Annotated in this window: 18 protein-coding genes; 14 read left to right on the forward strand and 4 right to left on the reverse strand. The window is 63.4% G+C overall.

All coding sequences use genetic code 11. The annotated features are described in order from the left end of the window. The first annotated feature begins 288 nt into the window (after positions 1–288). Positions 289–645, forward strand: coding sequence for an excalibur calcium-binding domain-containing protein (locus ACN0YJ_RS08780; RefSeq protein ID WP_417495963.1), 357 nt, complete (start codon positions 289–291; stop codon positions 643–645). On the opposite strand, the gene ACN0YJ_RS08785 is transcribed toward ACN0YJ_RS08780, so the two are convergent. From ACN0YJ_RS08785 to ACN0YJ_RS08795, 3 genes are all read right to left on the reverse strand, one after another. After that, entirely contained in the window at positions 642–1,688 is a 1,047-nt protein-coding gene (locus ACN0YJ_RS08785; protein WP_417495964.1) for a strictosidine synthase family protein, read from the reverse strand. The two genes, ACN0YJ_RS08780 and ACN0YJ_RS08785, sit on opposite strands and share 4 nt — an antisense overlap. A gap of 73 nt (positions 1,689–1,761) precedes the next feature. Beyond that, on the reverse strand, positions 1,762–2,802 hold the full coding sequence (gene rsgA / locus ACN0YJ_RS08790) for a ribosome small subunit-dependent GTPase A (RefSeq protein ID WP_417495965.1): 1,041 nt from the start codon (positions 2,800–2,802) through the stop codon (positions 1,762–1,764). Between the two features lie 75 nt (positions 2,803–2,877). Further along, positions 2,878–3,492, reverse strand: a complete 615-nt coding sequence (locus ACN0YJ_RS08795) for a hypothetical protein (protein WP_417495966.1) — start codon at positions 3,490–3,492, stop codon at positions 2,878–2,880. Positions 3,493–3,623: 131 nt separating this feature from the next. Here ACN0YJ_RS08795 and ACN0YJ_RS08800 point away from each other — a divergent pair, with 131 nt between their 5' ends. From ACN0YJ_RS08800 to ccoS, 11 genes are all read left to right on the forward strand, one after another. Beyond that, complete coding sequence (locus ACN0YJ_RS08800; RefSeq protein ID WP_417495967.1) at positions 3,624–5,120, forward strand: flavin-containing monooxygenase; 1,497 nt, start codon at positions 3,624–3,626, stop codon at positions 5,118–5,120. A gap of 141 nt (positions 5,121–5,261) precedes the next feature. Continuing rightward, positions 5,262–5,390 carry a hypothetical protein gene (locus ACN0YJ_RS08805; RefSeq protein WP_417477016.1) on the forward strand — a complete coding sequence of 43 codons (129 nt, stop codon included), beginning with the start codon at positions 5,262–5,264 and terminating at the stop codon, positions 5,388–5,390. 104 nt (positions 5,391–5,494) lie between these two features. Beyond that, the gene (locus tag ACN0YJ_RS08810) at positions 5,495–6,715 is read left to right on the forward strand and encodes a threonine ammonia-lyase (RefSeq protein ID WP_417495968.1); all 1,221 of its coding nucleotides are present in this window, start codon (positions 5,495–5,497) and stop codon (positions 6,713–6,715) included. Positions 6,716–6,894: 179 nt separating this feature from the next. Next, positions 6,895–8,544, forward strand: a complete 1,650-nt coding sequence (ccoN, locus tag ACN0YJ_RS08815) for a cytochrome-c oxidase, cbb3-type subunit I (protein ID WP_417495969.1) — start codon at positions 6,895–6,897, stop codon at positions 8,542–8,544. A gap of 12 nt (positions 8,545–8,556) precedes the next feature. After that, complete coding sequence (gene ccoO, locus ACN0YJ_RS08820) at positions 8,557–9,315, forward strand: cytochrome-c oxidase, cbb3-type subunit II (RefSeq protein ID WP_417477019.1); 759 nt, start codon at positions 8,557–8,559, stop codon at positions 9,313–9,315. Positions 9,316–9,324: 9 nt separating this feature from the next. Next, a complete protein-coding gene (locus ACN0YJ_RS08825) occupies positions 9,325–9,516 on the forward strand; it encodes a cbb3-type cytochrome c oxidase subunit 3 (protein WP_417477020.1) in 192 nt (63 codons plus the stop codon). Continuing rightward, complete coding sequence (gene ccoP / locus ACN0YJ_RS08830) at positions 9,509–10,435, forward strand: cytochrome-c oxidase, cbb3-type subunit III (RefSeq protein WP_417489891.1); 927 nt, start codon at positions 9,509–9,511, stop codon at positions 10,433–10,435. The genes ACN0YJ_RS08825 and ccoP overlap by 8 nt, the downstream gene beginning before the upstream one ends. A gap of 41 nt (positions 10,436–10,476) precedes the next feature. Further along, a complete protein-coding gene (gene ccoG / locus ACN0YJ_RS08835) occupies positions 10,477–11,961 on the forward strand; it encodes a cytochrome c oxidase accessory protein CcoG (RefSeq protein ID WP_417489890.1) in 1,485 nt (494 codons plus the stop codon). Then, a complete protein-coding gene (locus ACN0YJ_RS08840; protein ID WP_417495970.1) occupies positions 11,958–12,425 on the forward strand; it encodes a FixH family protein in 468 nt (155 codons plus the stop codon). The genes ccoG and ACN0YJ_RS08840 overlap by 4 nt, the downstream gene beginning before the upstream one ends. Further along, the gene (locus ACN0YJ_RS08845; protein ID WP_417495971.1) at positions 12,413–14,599 is read left to right on the forward strand and encodes a heavy metal translocating P-type ATPase; all 2,187 of its coding nucleotides are present in this window, start codon (positions 12,413–12,415) and stop codon (positions 14,597–14,599) included. The genes ACN0YJ_RS08840 and ACN0YJ_RS08845 overlap by 13 nt, the downstream gene beginning before the upstream one ends. Further along, positions 14,596–14,808, forward strand: a complete 213-nt coding sequence (gene ccoS / locus ACN0YJ_RS08850) for a cbb3-type cytochrome oxidase assembly protein CcoS (protein WP_417495972.1) — start codon at positions 14,596–14,598, stop codon at positions 14,806–14,808. Before ACN0YJ_RS08845 ends, ccoS begins: the two co-directional genes overlap by 4 nt. Here ccoS and ACN0YJ_RS08855 read toward each other — a convergent pair. Then, complete coding sequence (locus ACN0YJ_RS08855) at positions 14,754–15,527, reverse strand: DUF2189 domain-containing protein (protein WP_417495973.1); 774 nt, start codon at positions 15,525–15,527, stop codon at positions 14,754–14,756. The two genes, ccoS and ACN0YJ_RS08855, sit on opposite strands and share 55 nt — an antisense overlap. A gap of 116 nt (positions 15,528–15,643) precedes the next feature. Between ACN0YJ_RS08855 and ACN0YJ_RS08860 the strand changes: the two genes are divergently transcribed. After that, on the forward strand, positions 15,644–16,351 hold the full coding sequence (locus ACN0YJ_RS08860; protein WP_417477027.1) for a sulfite exporter TauE/SafE family protein: 708 nt from the start codon (positions 15,644–15,646) through the stop codon (positions 16,349–16,351). A 105-nt stretch (positions 16,352–16,456) separates the two neighbouring features. After that, positions 16,457–21,316 carry an alpha-2-macroglobulin family protein gene (locus ACN0YJ_RS08865; protein WP_417495974.1) on the forward strand — a complete coding sequence of 1,620 codons (4,860 nt, stop codon included), beginning with the start codon at positions 16,457–16,459 and terminating at the stop codon, positions 21,314–21,316. The last annotated feature ends 3 nt before the right edge of the window (positions 21,317–21,319 follow it).

Genomic DNA, 21,319 nt, shown 5'->3' on the forward strand with positions numbered 1-21,319 from the left:
CCGGTTTCGAGGCGGGGGCCGCAAGGCGTCCGAGTAAATCTCCACGTGTGGGACGTCCCGGATGTCACACTCACTAATCATAGCGCTTAACGGCATTCGCCGGCGTCCCACACACCTCCTGCTTAGGCGAGGTGACCTGCTCAAACCTCCAGCCGCTCGCGGCGTGGAGATTTTGGTGCGGGTGGTCACAGGGCAGGGTTTGTTAATGGGGCCGAGCCACCATGGGCGGCCCGGCAGGCTGAACGAGCTGTGTATCCGCCTGACCTGACGATGAAGCAGGAGGCTCACTTGCGCCCGGATCGGGATCGCCACGCCACACGTCTCAGAAACCGGTTTCGCGCCGTGTCGAACCGGGCGATGCGCCGACAGCGGCTGGTTCACAGCTTGCGCGTCTGGGGGCTTCGCCTGGCGCTGGCTGGATCGGCGGCGGTGCTGGTCTGGTTCGTGATCGCGAGTTTGAGTCCCTGGCCGGTACCAACGACATTGCGCCACCTCGCGGCCAGCCAGAATTGCGATACAGCCCGCGCCGTCGACCTGGCACCCGCACGGCGCGGTGAGCCAGGCTATTGGGCCGAAAACGACCGCGATCATGACGGGATTGCCTGCGAGGCCTGGCCTCCGGACCGGCAGCGCGTCCTGCGTTAGCCGCCGGGGCAGACCAGGATATGGTCGTCAAACACCGCGCCGACCAGCAGCACACCATCGCGCATCGCCGCGACGCTTGACGCGTTGAGCGAGCCGTCCATCACCAGCAAGGCCGTCTCGGTCTCGCCGGTTTGCGGGTTGAGCCGCACGGCGTGGGCGGGGGCCATGGCGCCGGCATCAGCGGCATGGGCGACGAAGTCGAAGATGCGCGGATGGCCGCCAATCCACAGATCACCGCGCTCGTCGATCTCGATATTGTCCGGCGCGGTTGGCACGGGCAGGACCCGATTGGCGCTCAGCGCACCGCTTGCCGGATCGCGGTCATAGACCCGCACCCGGCGGGCCAGCAATTCGGCGACATAGAGCTCGGTCCCGTCGGCGGATATATTGATACCATTGGCATAGGCGATGCCGTGGGCGGCCATATCGCCATTTGTGCCGTCAAACCAGGAGACGCTCGAGAGCGGCAGGCCGAAATAGGCTTCCAGACTGGCCATGATGCCGGAGTGATAGGCGCGGTCATTGGTGGCGTAGAAACTGCGCGGACCGACGGCGAGCACGTCATTGGGCGAGAGCAGGGCCTCATGACTGATGCTCTCGACATAGCTCAACAGGCCGTTCTCGCCGACATCAAAAATTTCGACCGCGTGGGCGCCGCCAGCCGTGTCGAAACTGGCGCGGTGATTGATGACGAAGAGCCGCTGGCTGCCATCGGCGCCGGTCCACAGGCTGATGCCATGGGGGTGGAAATCATCCGGCGCATCGCCGGAGACCTCCCAGACGGTATCGCGTTGATCGAGGTTGAAGGCATAGATCCCGCCGCGCTCGCCGGTGCGGCGATCATCGCTGGAGACGAAAACGAGACCGGAGGCGGGGTCGATGGTGATGTCTTCCGTGCCCGGCCCGATGTTCAGCGCGGTGCACTGACCCGGCGTCACCGGCGTCAGCTCGGCCATCATGCCCGAGGCGGGAATGATGACAATCGCCATCCGCGCCAAGGCGACCACGATGATCAGGCCCACAATGATGAGAAAATTACGCATGACATGCCCCCCGGAAATCAAGCTCGAGCCGTCACCCTAGCGCATTTTCGCGGCCTGGATATAGCCGGTCTTCCTATCCCTGACGGCCGCGCTTGCCTTGAACGCTTGCCTTCACCTTCTTGGTGAAGCCGCGCTTGCGGGCCCGGGCCTCCGATGGCGTTTCCGAGTTGTAACGGTCCTCGGCGAGGAGTTTCTCCCAGCGCTGGAAACGGTCGGCATCGATCTCGCCGGCCAGAATCGCCGCCTGGATGGCGCAGCCCGGTTCGGATTGATGGGCGCAGTCGGAGAATTTGCAGGTCGTCGCCAACTCTGTCAGATCGGAGAAGACCCGGTCGATGCCGTCACCGCTCTCGCTCATGCCGAGTGAACGCATCCCCGGCGTGTCGATCAGCCAGGCGCCGGAACGGGTCGGCCGCAGGCTGCGCGCCGTGGTGGTGTGACGGCCCTTATTGTCACCCTTGCGATTGCCTTGTGTCTCGCTGGTCTCATCGGTCAGCCCGTTGAGAATGGTTGATTTTCCAACCCCGGACGAGCCGACCAGGGCGGCGGTGGCGCCGGGCTTGAGCCAGGGCGATAGCCGGTCGAGCGCTGCCGGGTCACGGGCATCGAGGGTGATGGCGCTGACATGCGGCGATAGCGCTTCAGCCTGGCGGACATAATCGTCGGCATTGTCGACCAGATCGCCCTTGGTCAGAACGATAAGCGGTTCGGTGTCGCTGCTGGCGGCCAGGGTGAGATAGCGCTCGAGCCGGGCCGGATTGAAATCGGCATTGCAGGAGGTGACGATGATCAGGGTGTCGACATTGGCCGCGATCAGCTGATGCATCAAAACCGTGCCGGCAGCGCGGCGGCGCAGCACCGAGCGCGGCTCCAGCGCCCGTACGACCCGGTTCTCGTCTGGATCGACCAATACCCAGTCGCCGACCGCCAGATCGCCGACCGGGATATTGCCAGGCAGGGTCAGGGTGATCTCGCCATCCGGCGTCATCGCCTGGACCCGGTCGCGATGGACATCGCACAGCCGTGCCGGCGGCGTTGCCTCGATCTCGCCGGCGTCCAGCTGGGTCGCGAAAGAGTCTGACCAGCCGAGTGCGGCGAGTGATGCGTCTGTCATGGGGTCTGGTTCCGGTTGTGGTGCTGCTGCATTATCGCATGCGTCACCCTTGTGCAGCAATGGCCCGGCGGTGGGTCATGTGTCGCAGACGCGATAGCCGGCCCGGAGCACATCCACTGTCACGCGCGGCGTCAGCACATTGACCATGCCCGCAGAACCCGGATCGCGGCGGCTATAGCCGTCAAAACTCCAGGCGAAGATCGCGCCGCGCCGTTGGACGAGCGCCTCGGTCTGACCCGGCAGGGTGAAGAATGCAGCATCAGGCAGGGTGTCGAACTCAGCGAGGTGCGTGATCTGTGTCCGGCTTCGCGAATTGACCCGGTCGGCCTGCAGGAGCCGGTTCATCGCGGAGGGTGAGGGACGTTCACCCAGTTCCGGGCGGGCGCGGCCAAAGGCCCGCTGGAAGGCGATGTAATCATCATGGCGGCACAGGCCGCAGGGCCGGTGGCCGGCGGCCAGGGCGACGGCCTCATCGGTGAAGAAGAGCTCGGTATAGACGCCCGGCTTCATGATGGTGCGATTCCAGTGCTTGAAGCTGAGGCGGCAAATGACCCAGGCCTGGTGCGCCCAGCGCCGATTGCCAAGTTGGCGCCGGGCGTCATGCAGACAGCCACGATTGCCCATCCGCGTGCCGCGCGCCGGATGGGCGAGGATTTCCCCGAAGGGAGAGACCCGGTTCTGAAGGGGCATGGCGGCTCCGAGATCTGACGGCCGCACACTAGTCACGGAGCCGCCATGATACAAAGTGCGACTTGCGCGCATCCGGCGAACAGTGTTCACTTTTGGTCTGGACCGCCCGTCCATGCCGCAGGAGCGCATTCATGTCCGACGAACACTTCGATGTCCTGATTGTGGGGGCCGGCATTTCCGGCATTGCCGCGGCCTATCATCTGCAGACCCGATCACCGGACCGCAGCTATGCGATCCTGGAGGCACGCGATGCGATTGGCGGGACCTGGGACTTGTTCCGCTATCCGGGGATTCGCTCCGACAGCGACATGTACACGTTCGGCTTCGCATTTCGGCCCTGGACCGATGGCAAGGTGTTTGCCGATGGCCCGGCGATCCGCGAATATGTCTCAGACACAGCGCAACGCAACGGGATTGAGGACAAGATCCGTTTCGGCACCCGGGTCGCGCATGCCGACTGGGATAGCGAGGCGGCGCGCTGGACGGTGCGTACCGAACGCGGCGAGGATGGGCAGCGCAGGAGCTTCACCTGTAATTTCCTGATGATGTGCTCGGGATATTATCGTTACGAGCATGGCTATATGCCCGATTTTGCCGGGATGGAGGATTTCTCCGGCGCCATCATTCATCCCCAGCTCTGGCCGGAAGATGTCGATTATACCGGCAAGAAAGTCGTGATCATAGGTTCCGGCGCGACGGCTGTGACCCTCGTGCCGGCCATGGCGGAAAAAGCGGCGCATGTGACCATGCTGCAGCGCTCGCCGACCTATATTGCTGCGCGGCCCTCACGCGACGGGTTTGCCGATTTCATGCGCAAGATCCTGCCCGAGAAGATCGCCTATTCGGTGACGCGGGCGAAGAATGTGCTGTTGAACATCTATATTTTTCAATTCTCCCAATCCTATCCAGCCTTGGTCAAACGCGAGGTGATGAAGGCGATCCGGATACGCCTCGGCCCGGACTTCGATGTCAAAAAGCATTTCTCACCAAGCTATAACCCGTGGGATCAGCGCTTCTGCCTGGCGCCGGATGGCGATTTCTTCGACGTGCTGGCCGATGGCTCCGCCTCGATCGTCACCGACCAGATCGAGTGTTTCACCAGGACCGGGATCAAGCTGAAATCCGGCGACGAGATCGAAGCCGATCTGATCATCCCGGCGACCGGGCTGGAGATGCAATTGCTCGGCGGCATGACGCTCAGCGTCGATGGCACCATGGTTCGCGCCGCCGAAAAGGTGACCTATCGCGGCATGATGCTCAGTGATGTGCCCAATTTTGCCATCGCCTTTGGCTATACCAATGCCTCCTGGACGCTGAAGATCGATCTGACCTGCGAACGCGTCTGCCGTCTGCTCAATCACATGGCGGCCAGGGGATATGATTATTGCGTACCGACACCCCCGGCAGATCTGGAGACCGTGCCTATGCTCGATTTCTCATCGGGTTATGTCCAGCGGGCAATGGCGCATCTGCCGCAACAAGGCGTCAAATCGCCTTGGCGGACCTATCAGAATTATGTCCAGGACATGCTGACGATCCGCTTCGGCAAGCTTGAGGACGGCGCCATGAAGTTCGGCCGGGTCGGCGACACGGCGCAGCAGGCTCCGGCGCTGGAAGCAGCGGAGTAGCCGGCGTCGTCTCTGCACGATTTTTGCGAATGTGGTCTTGATCGGGTCATTTCAGGCGGAGCTTTGACTTCACGGAGCGGTTGGCTGGACATATTATCCAATCGGGGCCAAGGTGACGGGATCAAGCCATCGAGACTGATCATGACGCGCGCCATCGCCCTTCCCCTCGCAGATCAGAAGCGGATCCGTATCCGCCTGCTCGGCCTGGCCGCGCTCATCTTGATTATCATCGGCCATAGCCTGACCGGAGCGCCGCTCGCCCCTGCCTGACATCATGGAGATGTTGCCGCAGACCGAACCTCGCTCCGACCGGGCGAGGTTTTTTGTGTCCTTGCTCCGGTATCCCTCCCAGACCACCCGCCAGTGAGCCCGCCATGACCGATGAATTTTCTGCCGAATTCGACTTTGTTGCCGATTGCCATGCCCGCGGTATGGGGGGCGTCCTGCACACGCCCTGCCAGAGCGCCGAGGCGCTGAGCGAGCTGACCGGCTGCGATATCCGGGTGAAGCTGGAGAATCTCCAGGCCACGGGCTCCTTCAAGGAGCGCGGCGCCTATGCCAAGCTGATGAGCCTGGGCGCAGAGGAGCGCGCCCGCGGCGTCGTCGCGGCCTCGGCCGGCAATCATGCCCAGGGCGTGGCACGGCATGGCCGGTTGCTCGGCATTGATACGATGATTTTCATGCCGGTTGGCACACCGGCGATCAAGGTCAATGCCACACGCAGCCTTGGTGCAACCGTTGAGTTGGCGGGCGCCGATTTCGATGCTTCCAGCCAACTGGCCCGGGATTATTGTGCGGCGCATGGTGCGGTGCTGGTGCATCCGTTCGATGATGCGCTGGTGATGGCCGGGCAGGGGACATTGGCAACCGAGATGCTCGCCGATCAGCCCGATCTCGATGTGATCATCGTACCGATCGGTGGCGGCGGGCTGGCCTCCGGGGTCGCGCTGACCGCCCGGCGCATCAAGCCGGATATTGAGATTGTCGGCGTGCAGGCGGACCTGTTTCCGGCGTTCCACAATCTGTTTCACGGCAGCGAGCGCCCGGTTGGCGGCATGACGCTGGCCGAAGGTATTGCCGTGCGCGAACCCGGCGCGCTGACGCGGCGGATCATGGCTGCGATGCTTGATGATGTCCTGCTGGTCGATGAGCGCGCGATCGAACGGGCGCTCAATCTGTTTTTGACGCGGCTGCGGGTCTTGCCTGAAGGGGCCGGGGCGGTGGGGCTGGCGGCGGTGCTGGCACATCCGGAACGCTTTGCCGGCAAGCGCGTTGGCCTGGTTCTGACCGGCGGCAATATTGATACCCGGCTGCTATCCTCGCTCTTGCTGCGCGATCTGGCACGATCGCGGCGGCTGGCGCGCTTCCGGATCGAGTTGATCGATGTGCCCGGCCAGCTCTCCTCGGTCTCGCACGTCATTTCTGAAACTGGCGGCAATGTGACCGATGTCGCCTATCACAAGACCTTCTCCGATCTGCCGGCCAAGGTGACCTATATCGATATTTCGCTGGAGGCTCAGGATGCGGCCCATATGGACCGGGTGCATGCCGCGCTGCGCCAGAATGGTTTCAAGGTGGAGTTCGCCGACTATTGAGGTTGCGTCAGGCAATTGTCTGTTCGAAAATGGTTTTTTGTGATCGTTCGGCCTGGCGCCCGGCGTGTGAAACCATGTGTTTTCAACGGCTCAGACCCAGACGCGACAAATTGCCATACCGATTTTGTGGAATCACGAGATAAACAGGCCATGAGCTGGCCAAATCATCGGGGGCATTGATGCAATCGCCGCAGACACTGAACCGTAGCGGGCTGGATTTCAGCACCGCCATCGTATTGTTGATTACCGTCTTCGGAGCCCTGTGGGCGCTGTTTGCGGCGGCGTTCGCGCCGGACGCGGCCATGAAGGGACAGTCATGGCTGATCCTGGGCGGCTTTCTGACCGGTATTCTCCTGCTGGTCGGCAGCATCACAAGCGGCGGCGTTGAAACCGACGAGCGCGAATACAACGAGAATTTGATCAAGGCCGGGGTGATTGCCTCGCTGTTCTGGGCGGCTGCGGGCCTTCTGGTCGGCGTCATCATCGCCTTCCAGCTCGCCTTTCCGATCCTCAATATCGAGGATTGGGGCTTTACGAGCTTTGGCCGCCTGCGCCCGCTTCACACCTCCGCGGTGATTTTCGCCTTTGGCGGCAATGTGCTGATCGCGACCTCCTTCTATGTGGTCCAGCGCACCTGCCGTACCCGGATCGCCGGCGGGATCTGGCCCTGGTTCGTTTTCTGGGGTTATCAATTCTTTATCGTGATGGCCGCATCGGGCTATTTGGTCGGGATCACCCAGTCGCGCGAATATGCCGAGCCGGAATGGTATGCAGATATCTGGCTGACCCTCGTCTGGGTCGCTTATCTGCTGGTCTTCCTGGGCACGCTGTGGAAGCGCAAAGAGCCCCACATCTATGTCGCCAACTGGTTCTACCTGGCCTTCATCGTCACCATTGCGATGCTGCACATCATCAATAATCTGGCGGTGCCGGTCAGCTTCGTCGGCTCGCGCAGCTATTCGCTCTTCTCCGGTGTCCAGGATGCGCTGACCCAGTGGTGGTATGGCCATAATGCCGTTGGCTTCTTCCTCACCGCCGGTTTCCTCGGGATCATGTATTACTTCATCCCGAAACGGGTGAACCGGCCGGTCTACTCCTACCGTCTGTCGATCATCCACTTCTGGTCGCTGATCTTCATCTACATCTGGGCCGGTCCGCACCATTTGCACTATACGGCGCTGCCGGAATGGGCGCAGACGCTGGGCATGGCCTTCTCGATCATGTTGTGGATGCCGTCCTGGGGCGGGATGATCAACGGTCTGATGACGCTCTCGGGCGCCTGGGACAAGCTGCGCACCGACCCGGTCGTACGCATGCTGGTGATCTCGGTCGCGTTTTACGGCATGTCGACCTTTGAGGGTCCGGTGATGTCGATCCGCGCCGTCAATGCGCTGTCTCACTATACCGACTGGACCGTCGGCCATGTGCATTCCGGTGCGCTCGGCTGGGTCGGTTTTGTCTCCTTCGGGGCGCTGTATTGCCTGGTTCCGTGGCTGTGGAAGAAGGCCGGCATGTATTCCAAGGCGCTGGTCGACTGGCACTTCTGGATCGCGACCTTTGGCATCCTGCTCTACATCACCTCGATGTGGGTCGCGGGCATCATGCAAGGTCTGATGTGGCGCGCCTATAACTCGCTCGGCTTCCTGGAATACTCCTTCGTGGAAACCGTCGAGGCGATGCATATTTCCTACATCATCCGCGCGGTCGGCGGCCTGCTCTATCTCGCTGGTGCGCTGATCATGATCTACAATGTCTATCGCACCATCCGGAGCGATGTGACCGAAGCGGATGAGTCGGTATCGCCTCAACCCGCGCAAATTCCGGCTTAGGGGGAGATGGCTATGTCAAAGGGCAAAAGCCTGTGGAGCGAACTCCACAAAAAGCTGTTCGAAAAGAACTCGCTCATCCTCACCGTCGGCATTCTCGTCACCGTCTCGATCGGCGGCATTGTCGAAATCGCACCGCTCTTCTATCTCGACTCAACAATCGAGGAAGTGGACGGCATGCGGCCCTATACGCCGCTGGAGCAGCTGGGACGCGACATCTATGTCCGTGAGGGTTGCTATAATTGCCACTCGCAAATGGTCCGGCCGCTGCGCGACGAAGTCGAGCGTTACGGTCATTACTCGCTGGCCGCCGAGAGCATGTATGACCACCCCTTCCAGTGGGGCTCGAAGCGGACCGGTCCGGATCTCGCCCGCGTTGGCGGGAAGTATTCCGACGAGTGGCATCGCGACCATATGCGCGACCCGCGCTCGGTGGTGCCGGAATCGATCATGCCCGCCTATGCCTTCCTGGCGGAATCGACGCTGGACTATCACAATGTCGCCGCCAATCTCCGTGCCCTGCGGGCGGTTGGTGTGCCCTATAGCGATGAGATGATCGAAACCGCTGCGGCCGATATCACCACGCAGCTCGACCCCTACGCATCGGATTATGACGGCTTCCTGGCGCGTTATCCCGGGGCGACCCTGCGCGATTTCGACGGCAACCCGGATCGGGTTACCGAGCTCGACGCGATGGTGGCCTATCTGCAAGTGCTTGGCACCATGGTGGACTTCTCCACCTATGAGGCCGAAGCCGACCAAAATCTGAGATAGGGGCGCACCATGTATTCTCTTCTCGCCAGTTTTGCGCAGACTTGGGGCATGTTGCTGTTCGTGGCGCTCTTCACCGGCGCGCTCACCTATGCGCTGTGGCCCAGAAACCAGCAACGCTTCGACGAGGCGGCCCGTCTGCCGCTCGATGACAGCGATGAACCCATTATCGAACGTGCCAGCGAGGACCAGGCCCATGTCTGATCACGAGGAAAACCGCGAAACCGACGCGCATTCGGGAACCGAAACCACCGGCCATGAATGGGACGGGATCAAGGAACTCGACACGCCGCTGCCACGTTGGTGGCTATATACCTTCTATGCCTGCGTCGTGATCGGTGTGGTCTATATGATCTTCCTGCCGGCGATCCCCGCCTTGCCGGGCCTGTCTGGCAGTGGCAGCGATCACACACGCGGCCTCAGCAATAATTCCGAACGCGCCAATGTCGCCGCCGCCATGCTCGATCTGGAAGCCTCACGGGCCGAAGGTTTCGAACGCCTGCGTGGCACCTCGATCGACGCGATCGAAGATGATCCCGATCTGCTCGGTTTCGTCCGCGCAGCGGGCGATGCGGCGTTCGGCAATTATTGCTCGACCTGTCACGGCTCCGGCGCCCAGGGTTTCGTTGGTTATCCCAATCTCAATGATGATGTCTGGCTGTGGGGCGGGAGCTATGACGAAATCCGTACCACGATCCGCTTCGGCATTCGCAGCGAGCATCTCGATACGCATTTCTCGCAAATGCCGGCCTATGGCCGTGACGGCCTGTTGACCCGGTCGGAAATCGGCGATGTCGCCGATTACGTCCTTTCCCTGTCGGGGCAGGACCGTCCCGCCGATGCGGTGACCCGCGGCGGCGCCACCTATGCCAGCCAGTGCGTCAGCTGCCACATGGCCGATGCCACCGGTGACCGCACCCAGGGCGCGCCCAATCTGATCGACCAGGACTGGCTTTATGGCGGTACGCGCGATCAGATCGTCGCCACGATTTATCGCGGGCCCTATGGCGTCATGCCTGCCTGGGAAGGCCGGCTCAATGACACAACGATCGATGCCCTGGCCGCCTATGTTTACCTGCTGGGCGGCGGCGAAGCTGCGGCAAGCAGTCCCACGGGTCAGTAAGTCGCATCGCCTAAACCCCACCAACCGGATTTAACGCCGCCATGTCTGAGACTCAAAAACGGAGCATGGCGGCGCCCGGGGTCACCCGTTCGAAAGCCAAGGCGGTCAATGCGGCCGAGGAGCGTGAGCTCTACAAGAAGCGCGAGCCGATTTATCCCAAGCTGGCGCATGGCAAGTTCCGCTTCGTCAAATGGGTCGTCATGGCCGCCACGCTGGCGGTGTATTATCTCGTGCCCTTCCTGCGCTGGGATCGCGGCGCCGACGCGCCCGACCAGGCCGTTCTGATCGATTTCGCCGGCCGGCGTTTCTATTTCTTTTTTATCGAGATCTGGCCGCAGGAAGTCTATTATATCACCGGCCTGCTGATCCTGGCCGCGCTGGCGCTATTCCTCGTCACGGCCTTGTTCGGCCGCGTCTGGTGTGGCTATGCCTGTCCGCAGACGGTGTGGACCGACCTTTTCATCATGGTCGAGCGTGCCTTTGAGGGGGATCGCAATGCCCGCATCAAGCTCGACCGCGCGCCCTGGAGCTTCAACAAGGCCTGGCGCAAGGTTGGCAAGCACGCCATCTGGCTGGTGATCGCGGCGGCAACCGGTGGCGCCTGGATCCTGTATTTTCACGATGCCTATGAAACGCTGGCGAATTTCTTCACCGGTCAGGCTGAAATCTCGGCCTATCTCTTCTTTGCCGGCCTGACCTTCACCACCTACGTCCTGGCGGGCACGATGCGTGAGCAGGTCTGCACCTACATGTGCCCGTGGCCGCGCATCCAGGCGGCGATGACGGATCGCGAAGCGCTCAACGTCACCTATCGCATTGATCGCGGCGAACCGCGCGGTGCTCACAAGAAATCCGATCCCTGGGAAGGGCGGGGTGATTGTATCGATTGCATGCAATGTGTCGCGGTCTGTCCGATGGGGATTGATATCCGCGACGGCGCCCAGCTGGAATGCATCCAGTGCGCCCTGTGCATCGATGCCTGCGATGATGTCATGCTCAAGGTCGATCGGCCCACCGGGCTGATCGCCTATGAGACCGATGACAATATCGACCGTTTCCAGGCCGGGGAGAAACCGCGCTATCGCTTCGTGCGGGTCCGCACCCTGGTCTATGCCGTGGCGCTGGTTCTGGTCGCCGCCGTGATGCTGGCCGGCCTGCTCAACCGCACCGAACTGGACCTCAATGCCGCGCGCGACCGTAATCCCAATTATGTCCGCCTGTCTGACGGATCGATCCGCAATGGCTACACCATCAAAGTGGTCAACAAGGCCAATGCGCCGCGGGCGCTCGACCTGGTGGTCGACGGAGATCCGGCCCTGATCGTTCGCGTGCTGGGCGCTGCTGACGAGACACCGATGCGTCTCAATATCGAGGCGGACAGGACACGCGACTTCGTGATCTACCTGACCCTGCCGCCAGGCGCGGTGGATGTGCCGCGTGAGGATATCATGTTCCGTGTCGTCGATCCGGCAACTGGCGAAAGCGCCCAGACCCGATCGGTTCTGGTCACGGGGCTGGCCCAATGAAATCCTTCCTCAACCCGCTGCGCGGCTGGCATGTGCTGGTGATGATCCTGATGTTTTTCGGGGTCACGATCGGCGTCAATGCGACCTTCATCACGCTTGCCCTTCAGACCTTTCCCGGCGAGGATGTGCCGCGCTCCTACGTCCAGGGCATCCATTACAACGACACGCTGGAGGCGCGCCGGCGCCAGGTCGAACTGGGCTGGACGGCGAGCTTCAATGCCGTGGACGGCCGATTGGTGCTGGCGGTCGACGATGCGGCGGATCGCCCGGTTCCCGGATTGTCGCTGAACGGCGAAATGGTCCATCCGGACACGACAACCGCTTGTCCGCTGGACTTCGCCGAAGGGCAGGATGGCCTGTATCGGGCACAGCTTGCGTGTGAAATGGCCGGCCGCTGGCGGGTGCGGGTGAGTAATAGCGGCGATGCGCCGTTCGAGGTGGAATACGAGTTGTGGCTGCCCTGATTGCTGCGTTGCCCGGTTCTGCTGCGGGCCAGGCCGACCCCCAGGCCTTTGTGCGCCGGAGTGAGGGGCGCTCGCATCTTGATCTACTGGTGCGCGGCGCGACCTGCGCCGGCTGTATTGCCCGTATCGAAGCGGGCATGCTCGCCGATGATCGGGTTGAGCAGGCGCGGCTGAATCTCTCGACCGGGCGCCTGGCCCTGGTCTGGCGCGGTGACGCATCGGCCGCGCGCGGCTTCATCGCCAGGCTGGGCGAGATTGGCTATCCGGCCACGCCCTATGAGCCGGAGAATGACAGCGATCCCCAGAAGGAAGATGAGCGGCGTCTGCTGCGTGCGCTGGCCGTTGCCGGCTTTGCGATGGCGAATGTGATGCTGCTCTCGATCTCTGTCTGGTCCGGCGGGCTGGAAATGACCGAGGCGATGCAGTCCCTGATGCACCGCATCTCGGCCCTGATCGTGTTGCCGACGGTCGCCTATTCCGGCCAACCTTTTTTCCGCTCGGCCTGGTCGGTGCTCAAACACCGCCACGTCAATATGGATGTGCCGATCTCCCTCGCCGTGCTCCTGGCCTGCGGGCTTTCGATCTATGAGACCTTTATCGGCCATGGCGAGACCTATTACGACGCTGCCGCGATGCTGCTCTTCTTCCTGCTGATCGGGCGTTTTCTCGACATGCGCCTGCGCGCCAAGGCCAGCCAGGCGGCGCGCGGGCTGGCGGCGATGCAGGCCGCGACCGCCAATCGTCTGCGCAGCGATGGAGCGATGGAAGCCATTCCGGCGCGCGATGTTTGCGCTGGCGATCATCTGATCCTGGCCGCCGGCGACCGGGTGCCGGTCGATGCGGTGATCATCGATGGCGAGGGTGCGCTCGACGGCTCCCTGGTCAGCGGCGAGACCGCGCCGGTCGAGGCCCGGCCTGGCGTGCAGGTCTTCTCCGGCATGCTCAATACCGACGGCAAGCTGGTGGTGCGAGCCAGTGCCGACCGCGATAATTCGCTGCTGGCCGAGATCACCCGCATGGTCGAGGCCGGTGAACAAAGCCGCTCGCATTTCGTTCGCCTGGCCGACCAGGCGGCGCGGCTCTATGTGCCGTTGGTGCATTCGCTGGCACTGGCGACGGTGATTGGCTGGGCGGTGCTGGGCGGCGATTTGCGCGTCGGTATTATCAACGCCATTGCCGTTTTGATTATCACTTGCCCCTGCGCGCTGGGACTGGCCGTGCCGGCTGTTCACGTCGTCGCCTCCGGGCGTCTGTTCAAAGCGGGTGTGCTGGTCAAATCCGGTGATGCGCTGGAGCGGATGGCCAGGATCGACACGGTCGTCGTCGACAAGACGGGCACGATGACCGAGGGCTGTCCGCGCCTGCTCGAGCCGGAGGCTCTGCCCGATGGGATGCTCGAACTCGCAGCGCGTCTGGCCCGTACCAGCCATCACCCGCTGTCGCGCGCCGTGGCCGATGCGGCCGGCATGGGCCCTGCGGCCCGGGATGTGCGCGAGATCGCCGGTGGTGGTCTGGAATGTGTCGAGGACGGTCAGCGTTTGCGCTTCGGCTCGGCGCGTTGGCTCGGGATTGAGGCCGCCAGCGACCCGCATTCAGAGGCCTGGCTGATCGTCGATGAGGGCGAGCCGGTTCGTTTCCGTTTCCAGGACCGCCTGCGCAGCGATGCCCGTGAGACGATTGACGGCCTGCGCCGGCGCGGTTGCCGGATCGAATTGCTGTCCGGTGATCGCACCGGTCCGGTCGCTGCAATCGCAGGCGAGCTTGGAATCGAGGACTGGACCGCCGAGCTGAAACCGCAGGACAAGATCGCCCGCATCGAAGCGCTCAGGGCTGACGGTGGCCGCGTGCTGATGATTGGCGACGGCATCAATGACGCACCCGCCCTGGCGGCGGCCGATGCCTCGGTTTCGCTGGCTGCGGCGGCGGAGATATCCCAGGCGGCGGCGGATTTTGTGCTGCAGGGCAATAAATTGACCGGTTGTCTGGTCGCACTCGATATTTCACGTTCGGCCCGGCGCCGGGTGCTGGAGAATTTCTCCCTGGCGGCGGGCTATAACATGATCGCGGTGCCGCTGGCGGTGATGGGGATGGTCACACCCCTGATCGCCGCGATTGCGATGTCCGGCTCGTCAATTCTGGTCACACTCAACGCCTTGAGGCTCGCACGCCGATGAATGCCCTGATCTGGTTGATACCTGTCGCGCTCGGACTGGGCTTTCTCGGACTGGTCGGCTTTCTGTGGAGTCTGAAAACGGGTCAGTTCGAGGATCTCGATGGCGCCGGTGAGCGCATCCTGATCGATGACGACAAGCCGCTGCAGCCGCGGCCTCAGCCCGCAGAGGCCGGGGACGAGGCAGAGGGCGAGGGCGCGAAATCCTTGTAGGCATGCCAGCTGGCATGGGCCAGCCAGGGGAAGACGAGTGCCAGGCCGATCAGGAAAAAGGCCGTGCCGGCGACGGTCATGAAGCCGATCAGCCAGGCCCAGGTGAACATCACAAAGGGCTGGCGGCGCACGGCGGTGACACTGGCGACCAGCGCGGTGACCGCATCGACGTCCTGGTCGACCAGCATGGGAAAGGCGATCGCCGAAATGGCGAAGGCGATGCCTGCCAGCAGCGAGCCGACAAGGGTGCCGAGCACAAGCAGGGTCATCCCGGCCGGTTCGGACAGCGAGAATTCCAGGAAAGGTCCCGGCGAAAGCGGGGTGCCGGGGGCGATGATGACGAACATGAATTGCGCGATCTCAAGCCAGGCCATGAGCAGCAGCAGCAGGAGCAGGGACAGAAACGCGATCTGGGTAATGCGGTCGGGAAAGCGCGAAATGATGACGCGAAAGCGCGGGGCTTCACCGCGTTCGATCGCGCGGCTGACCTGGTAGATGCCGATCGCCAGGGCTGGAGCAATCAGTGCGAAGCCGCTTAGCGCCACCGGTGCGACGGCGCCGAGATTGAGTGCCCAGAGCCCGCCAGTGATCAGCGCGCCAATGCCGACGAAGATCAGACCATAGCTCAGGCTGACGCGGCGTGCCCGCATCATGTCGGCCCAGCCAGCCTTGAGCCACATCCAGGGCGCGTCGCGCCGGACTTTTTGAAGTGTGATCATCGTGTCATGCGCTCCAGAATGGCCTGTCTCATATTTCCCCGGTTCGCCGGATTATGCCACACTTTAATTGGGCTTATTGTGGGTTGGACCACAGCACGGCCCGCCAGGATGCTTTGATGGACCCGATTGTGCAATTAAGTCTCGCCGGGGGGCTGCTGGCCGGCTTTGCCTCGAGCCTGCACTGCGCCGGCATGTGCGGCGGCATTGCCTCCGGCCTCATGCTGACCCTGTCGCCGGATGGCGATACCTCGACGCGCGCGCGCACCCTTCTGCTCGCCCAGATCGGCCGGGTGGCAGCCTATGTGGTGGCCGGTGCGATTGTCGGTCTGATCGGGTCGAGCGTGTATTTTTCCTTCGACCGCGCCGAGGCGCATCTTCTGCTGCGCTGGGCCGGGGCGGTGACGCTGGTCTATATCGGTCTTTCCGTCGCCGGTTGGGCACCAAGCCTGGCCGGGATGGATCGTATTGGCACGCGGGTCGTTTCAATGCTGCGCGTGCCTTTGGGCGGTGCGTTCCAGACGGCCAGCCCGGTGCTGGCCGGCTTCGTCTGGGGCTTTCTGCCCTGCGGCATGGTCTATGCGGCGCTGTTCTACGCCATGCTGTCGGGCTCGGCCGGCGGCGGCGCGGCGATCATGGCCGGCTTCGGGCTCGGCACAGTGCCAGCTGTGATCGGTGCCGCCTTCGGCGCCCAACTGCTGATGGGGCTGTCGCAACGGCCCGGCCTGCGCCGCAGCGTCGGGCTGCTGATTGTCGCGCTGGGTGTCGCGTCGGCGGCGATTCCGTGGCGCGCAGTTGCCGCGTTTTGCGGCATTGATCTCGGCTAGCGTCTTGTGAATTGGTATGAAATTCTGGGGAGGACCGGAATTTCGCGTGCGATTGCACCGCTCGGGCGCTATGGTAAAAAATATCGGGAATGGGGAGATGTTGGTATGTTGAATTGGCGCAAGGGGGCTGCGGCTCTGGTTCTGGCTGCAGGTCTGGTCGGGTGTTCCGGGCAGGACGCGGATGTCCAGGGGCCTTCGCTCGAGACACGTTCCGCCGATGCGGCTCGCGCTGTCACCGAACCCGCTTCGAATTTTGCCTTCCTGCGTTATGAAATCGATGTCCAGGGCGATGCGCCCCGGCTCTGCCTCGGCTTTACCCAGCCGCTCGACCCGCAAGCTGATTATGAACCCTATGTCGCCCTTGAGCCGGAACGCCCCGTCGCGATGGCGGTCAGTGGCCAGTCGCTTTGTCTGGGCGGGCTCGCCTTCGGTGAAGGCCAGTCGGTCACGCTGCGTGCGGGCCTCCCCTCCGCCGACGGCCGCGGTCTGCCCACCGACGAGCAGATCGAAATCGATTTCGGTGACCGCCCGGCCTATGTCGGTATCGCGGGTGACGGGGTCATCCTGCCGCGCCTGGAGGCTGACGGCCTGGCGGTCGAGACCGTCAATATCGATACCGTTGAAGTCACGGTCTGGCGTGTCACGGATCGCGCCCTGGCATTCCGTTCGATCACATCGGGCTTTACCGCCGGATTTGACGAGTATGACTGGCAATCCGAGGAGGAGAGCCCATTTCCGGTCGCCGAACGCCTCTGGCAGGGCCAGATGGACACGGCCGGCCCATTGAATGCGCCGGTCACGACGGTCTTCCCGCTGGCGCAGACGATCGGACGCCTGCGTCCCGGTGCCTATTACATCCAGGTCAGCGATGCGGCCGAGCCCGAGGATGGTTATCACGTCCCGGCGCGCTCGAGCCGCTGGCTGGTCATCACCGATCTGGCCCTGACCGCCTATCGCGGCCGCGACGGCATTGATTACGTGGTGCGCTCGCTGCAGACGGCGCAGCCCGTGCCCGGCGTGCGCGTCGAACTGGTGGCGCGCAGCAATGAAATTCTCGGCACGGCGACGACCGATGCCGCCGGGCGTGCCCGCTTCGCCGGACCCTTGATGCGCGGTGAAGACGGCAATACGCCCCGCCTGCTGACCGCCTATGGCGCCGACAATGACTTCGCCGTGCTCGATCTGCAGCGTAATCCGGTCGATCTAAGCGGGCAGGACATCGCCGGCCGCGACCGCAGCGAAGGTGCGGACGGCTATTTCTATCTCGACCGCGGCATTTACCGTCCTGGCGAGCAGGTCCATATCGCCGCCATGCTGCGCGATGCCCAGGCGGTGTCGATCTCCAGCCGCTCCGGCGATCTGGTGCTTTACGGTCCCAATGGTATTGAGGCCGCGCGCCAGCGTTTTGAAGGCGCGCCGATCGGCGGCACCGTGTTCTGGGATTATGACCTGGCACGGGAATCCGCGCGCGGCGAGTGGCGTCTTGATGCCATGCTCGACGGCTATGGCCTGATCGCCCAGACCCGGTTTTCGGTCGAGGACTTCGTGCCGCAGCGCATCGCCCTGGATCTGAGCGCCGACGACTCAACGCCGATGCGGGCCGGTGAGGTCCGCGATGTCGAAGCCAATGTCCGTTTCCTCTATGGCGCCCCCGGCGCCGGTCTGCCGGTTGAAGGCACGATCCGTATCGAGGTCGATCCCAACCCATTCCCGGATCATGCCCGTTTCTCCTTCGGCCGTTATGATGAGAGCTTCCGCGAAACCAGCCACGACTTGCAGGATACGATTGCCGATGGTGCCGGACGTGCCGTGCTGCGCATCGATCCCGAAGGCGAGGGCGAGGGCAGCAATGCACCGTTGAGAATTCGCACCGTGATTTCCGCAATCGAGCCGGGCGGCCGTCCGGTGGCTGACGATGTGCGCATTCCCTACCGTCCGCGCGAGCTTTATCTCGGGCTTGATGCCCAATTCGATGGCCGTCTTGGCAATGATCGTGCCGCCAGCTTCGACCTGGTTGGCCTCAATGCCCTGGGTGAGATGCGCGCTGCCCGGGTCGAATGGCAGGTCATCCGCACCGACTGGAATTATGACTGGTACCGCACCGAGGGTGGCAGCTGGCGCTGGCGCCGGACCCAGAACTCCGTCGTCGTCGAGGATGGTGTGGAGGCCCTGTCAGCCGACACCGTTTCCCGGATCGACACCGCCGCCCTGTCCTGGGGCGATTATCAGCTGGTCGTCACCGATATCGAATCCGGAATTTCGTCCAGCACGCATTTCTGGGTTGGCTGGGGCCGGACCTCCTCGACCGGTGATGATGCGCCGGATCGGGTCCGCCTTGCCGGACCTGACCAGCCTGTCGCCGCCGGAGAGATGGCGACGATCAGTATTTTGCCGCCCTATGCCGGTGAAGCCGAAATCGTGATCGCCAGCGATCGCGTCCTGGCAACGCAATCCATCTCCGTGCCCGAGCAGGGCGCTGAAGTCAGCTTCCGCGTCACCGAGGAGTGGGGCGCGGGTGCCTATGCGATGGTATCCGTCTTTACGCCGCGTGACCCTGTGGCGCAGCCTCGTCCGCGCCGCGCTGTCGGTGTGACCTATCTCGCCGTCGATACTGGCGACCGCGAGCTCGCACTCAGTCTGGATGCGCCGGAGGTGGCGCGTCCGCGGCAGCCGCTCGATATTGCGATTACCGCGACGGGTCCGGTGCGCGCCGGGGCCTGGGTGACCGTGGCGGCGGTTGATGAGGGCATTCTCGCACTGACCCGTTTTGCCTCACCCGACCCGGTGGGCTGGTATTTCGGACGCTCCTCGCTGGCGGTTGATCTGCTCGATGATTACGGTCGGCTGCTCGATCCCAATCAGGGTGCAGCTGCGCCTGTGCGCACGGGCGGCGACCAGATTGGCGGCGCTGGCCTGACGGTCGTGCCGACCCGCACCGTGGCGTTGTTCTCCGGCCCGGTCGCCTTTGATCGCGCCGGAAATGCGACCGTGACGCTGGATATCCCCGACTTCAATGGCGAGCTTCGGCTGATGGTCGTTGCCTGGTCGGGCACCGGCCTTGGCCAGGCTTCACAACCGCTGACCGTGCGCGATGAAGTCCCTGCCGAACTCATCCTGCCGCGCTTTCTGGCGCCTGGCGATTCCAGCATGACGACGCTGACCATCGACAATGTCGAAGGCGCTGCCGGTGTCTATGCCGCCGCGATCACTGCGTCTGGTGCGGTGACCGCGTCGAGCGAAGACCAGATCGATCTGGCCAGCGGTGCCCGTATCGACCGGCGCTATCCGGTCAATGGAGCCGATGCCGGTATTGGTGAGGTGGGATTGAGCGTCGACGGCCCGGCCGGTTTTGCCGTTTCGCGCAGCTATCCGATCGAAGTGCGTTCGGCCTGGTTGCCGTCATCCGAAGTAGTCCGTGGCCGTGTCGAGCCCGGTGAAAGCTGGTCGCTCGACAGTGCGACCCTTGCGGCTTTCCTGCCCGGTTCGAGCGAGGTCACGGTCAGCTTCTCGGCGACGCCGCTGGATGAGCATGCCCTGCTGCGCTCCCTGAGCCGCTACCCCTATGGCTGCACCGAGCAGATCACAAGCCGGGCCCTGCCATTGCTCTATGCTGAAGGCCTGGCGACGCTGTCGGGCGCGGACGGATTCGACCAGTCCCGCGCTCAGATCCAGGAAGCGATCTCGACCCTGCTGAGCCGCGAAGCGGCGGATGGCACGATCGGCCTGTGGCGAGTGGGCGATCGGGGTGCGAGTCCCTGGCTCGGCGCCTATGTCGTCGATTTCCTCGCACGCGCCAAGATGGCCGGCTATACGGTTCCTGACGCGGCGATGGAGCGCGCCTATGCAGCGCTCGAGCATGTCGCGGCCCAGGAGCTTTGGCGCGCCTCGGGCTATGAATCGACGGTTCACCGCTGGGTCGGTCAGACCGATACGGCGCAACGCCTGTCAGACCGGAGCGCAGCCTACGCACTCTATGTTCTGGCCCGCGCTGGCCGCGCCGACCGCTCGCGTCTGCGCTATATGCATGATGAGCGGCTCGACGCGATTTCCAGCCCGCTGGCTCGTGCCCAGATCGGCGCGGCGCTGTTCATGATTGGTGACCGCGCGCGCTCGCATAATGCCTTCCTGCACGCCGAAGCCGCTCTGGGTTATTCCAATCCGGGCGATTGGTATCAGACCTCGCGGCGCGATCTGGCTGGCGTTCTCGCGCTGGCCGCGGAGGCGGATGAGAGCGATCTGGTCGGCCGGCTGGCCGAGCGTGTCGCCATCGAATTGCCGGAGCCAGGTCGTTTGACGACCCAGGAGAAGGCCTTCCTTCTGTTGGCAGCCCAGGCATTGTCAGCCGGTACCGAAGCGCTGGCCATCGAAAGCGGTGCCAGTGATGCCGCGCCAGGGCAGCGCGAATTCCTCCTGACGTCAGGTGAGCTGACCGGCGCCACAGACTTCGTGAACGGCGGCAGCAACCCGGTCTGGGTGACCCAGATTGCACATGGTGAAACCCTCGAAGCACCGGCGCCAGTCGCCGAGCAACTCGTCATCGCCAAACGCATCCGGGCAATGGATGGCACTTCGGTGGATTTGACGAAACTGGTGCAGGGCGACCGGTTGATCATCGACATCGAACTGGCTCCGAGTGAGCAGCGGACAATCCCGGCGATTCTCGTTGATCTTCTGCCGGCGGGGCTGGAAATCGAGGCGATCCTCCGCCCCGAGGATGCCGGCCCCAATGGCGTTCATGCCTGGCTGGGGACGATTGATGATCCGCGGATCGCGGAAGCCCGCGACGACCGGTTCGTTGCGGCCATTGACCTGCGATCGGGACGTCCGGCGCGGCTCGCCTATATCGTCCGTGCCGTGACGCCCGGGCAGTACACGCTGCCCGGCGTGGTGGTCGAAGACATGTATCGGCCGGACGTATTTGCCCGCAGCGTGACCGGTCAGGTCGTCATCCGGCCACGCGACTAGGCT

Origin of the sequence: Maricaulis sp. (assembly GCF_048270095.1) — a bacterium.
Taxonomy (GTDB): domain Bacteria; phylum Pseudomonadota; class Alphaproteobacteria; order Caulobacterales; family Maricaulaceae; genus Maricaulis.

Excerpts from the sequence above, each read along its gene's own strand:
- ACN0YJ_RS08785 (WP_417495964.1), bottom strand. The coding sequence starts at position 1,688 with ATGCGTAATTTTCTCATCATTGTGGGCCTGATCATCGTGGTCGCCTTG.
- rsgA (WP_417495965.1), bottom strand. The coding sequence starts at position 2,802 with ATGACAGACGCATCACTCGCCGCACTCGGCTGGTCAGACTCTTTCGCG.
- ACN0YJ_RS08795 (WP_417495966.1), bottom strand. The coding sequence starts at position 3,492 with ATGCCCCTTCAGAACCGGGTCTCTCCCTTCGGGGAAATCCTCGCCCAT.
- ACN0YJ_RS08800 (WP_417495967.1), top strand. The coding sequence starts at position 3,624 with ATGTCCGACGAACACTTCGATGTCCTGATTGTGGGGGCCGGCATTTCC.
- ACN0YJ_RS08805 (WP_417477016.1), top strand. The coding sequence starts at position 5,262 with ATGACGCGCGCCATCGCCCTTCCCCTCGCAGATCAGAAGCGGATCCGT.
- ACN0YJ_RS08810 (WP_417495968.1), top strand. The coding sequence starts at position 5,495 with ATGACCGATGAATTTTCTGCCGAATTCGACTTTGTTGCCGATTGCCAT.
- ccoN (WP_417495969.1), top strand. The coding sequence starts at position 6,895 with ATGCAATCGCCGCAGACACTGAACCGTAGCGGGCTGGATTTCAGCACC.
- ccoO (WP_417477019.1), top strand. The coding sequence starts at position 8,557 with ATGTCAAAGGGCAAAAGCCTGTGGAGCGAACTCCACAAAAAGCTGTTC.
- ACN0YJ_RS08825 (WP_417477020.1), top strand. The coding sequence starts at position 9,325 with ATGTATTCTCTTCTCGCCAGTTTTGCGCAGACTTGGGGCATGTTGCTG.
- ccoP (WP_417489891.1), top strand. The coding sequence starts at position 9,509 with ATGTCTGATCACGAGGAAAACCGCGAAACCGACGCGCATTCGGGAACC.
- ccoG (WP_417489890.1), top strand. The coding sequence starts at position 10,477 with ATGTCTGAGACTCAAAAACGGAGCATGGCGGCGCCCGGGGTCACCCGT.
- ACN0YJ_RS08840 (WP_417495970.1), top strand. The coding sequence starts at position 11,958 with ATGAAATCCTTCCTCAACCCGCTGCGCGGCTGGCATGTGCTGGTGATG.
- ccoS (WP_417495972.1), top strand. The coding sequence starts at position 14,596 with ATGAATGCCCTGATCTGGTTGATACCTGTCGCGCTCGGACTGGGCTTT.
- ACN0YJ_RS08855 (WP_417495973.1), bottom strand. The coding sequence starts at position 15,527 with ATGATCACACTTCAAAAAGTCCGGCGCGACGCGCCCTGGATGTGGCTC.
- ACN0YJ_RS08860 (WP_417477027.1), top strand. The coding sequence starts at position 15,644 with ATGGACCCGATTGTGCAATTAAGTCTCGCCGGGGGGCTGCTGGCCGGC.
- ACN0YJ_RS08865 (WP_417495974.1), top strand. The coding sequence starts at position 16,457 with ATGTTGAATTGGCGCAAGGGGGCTGCGGCTCTGGTTCTGGCTGCAGGT.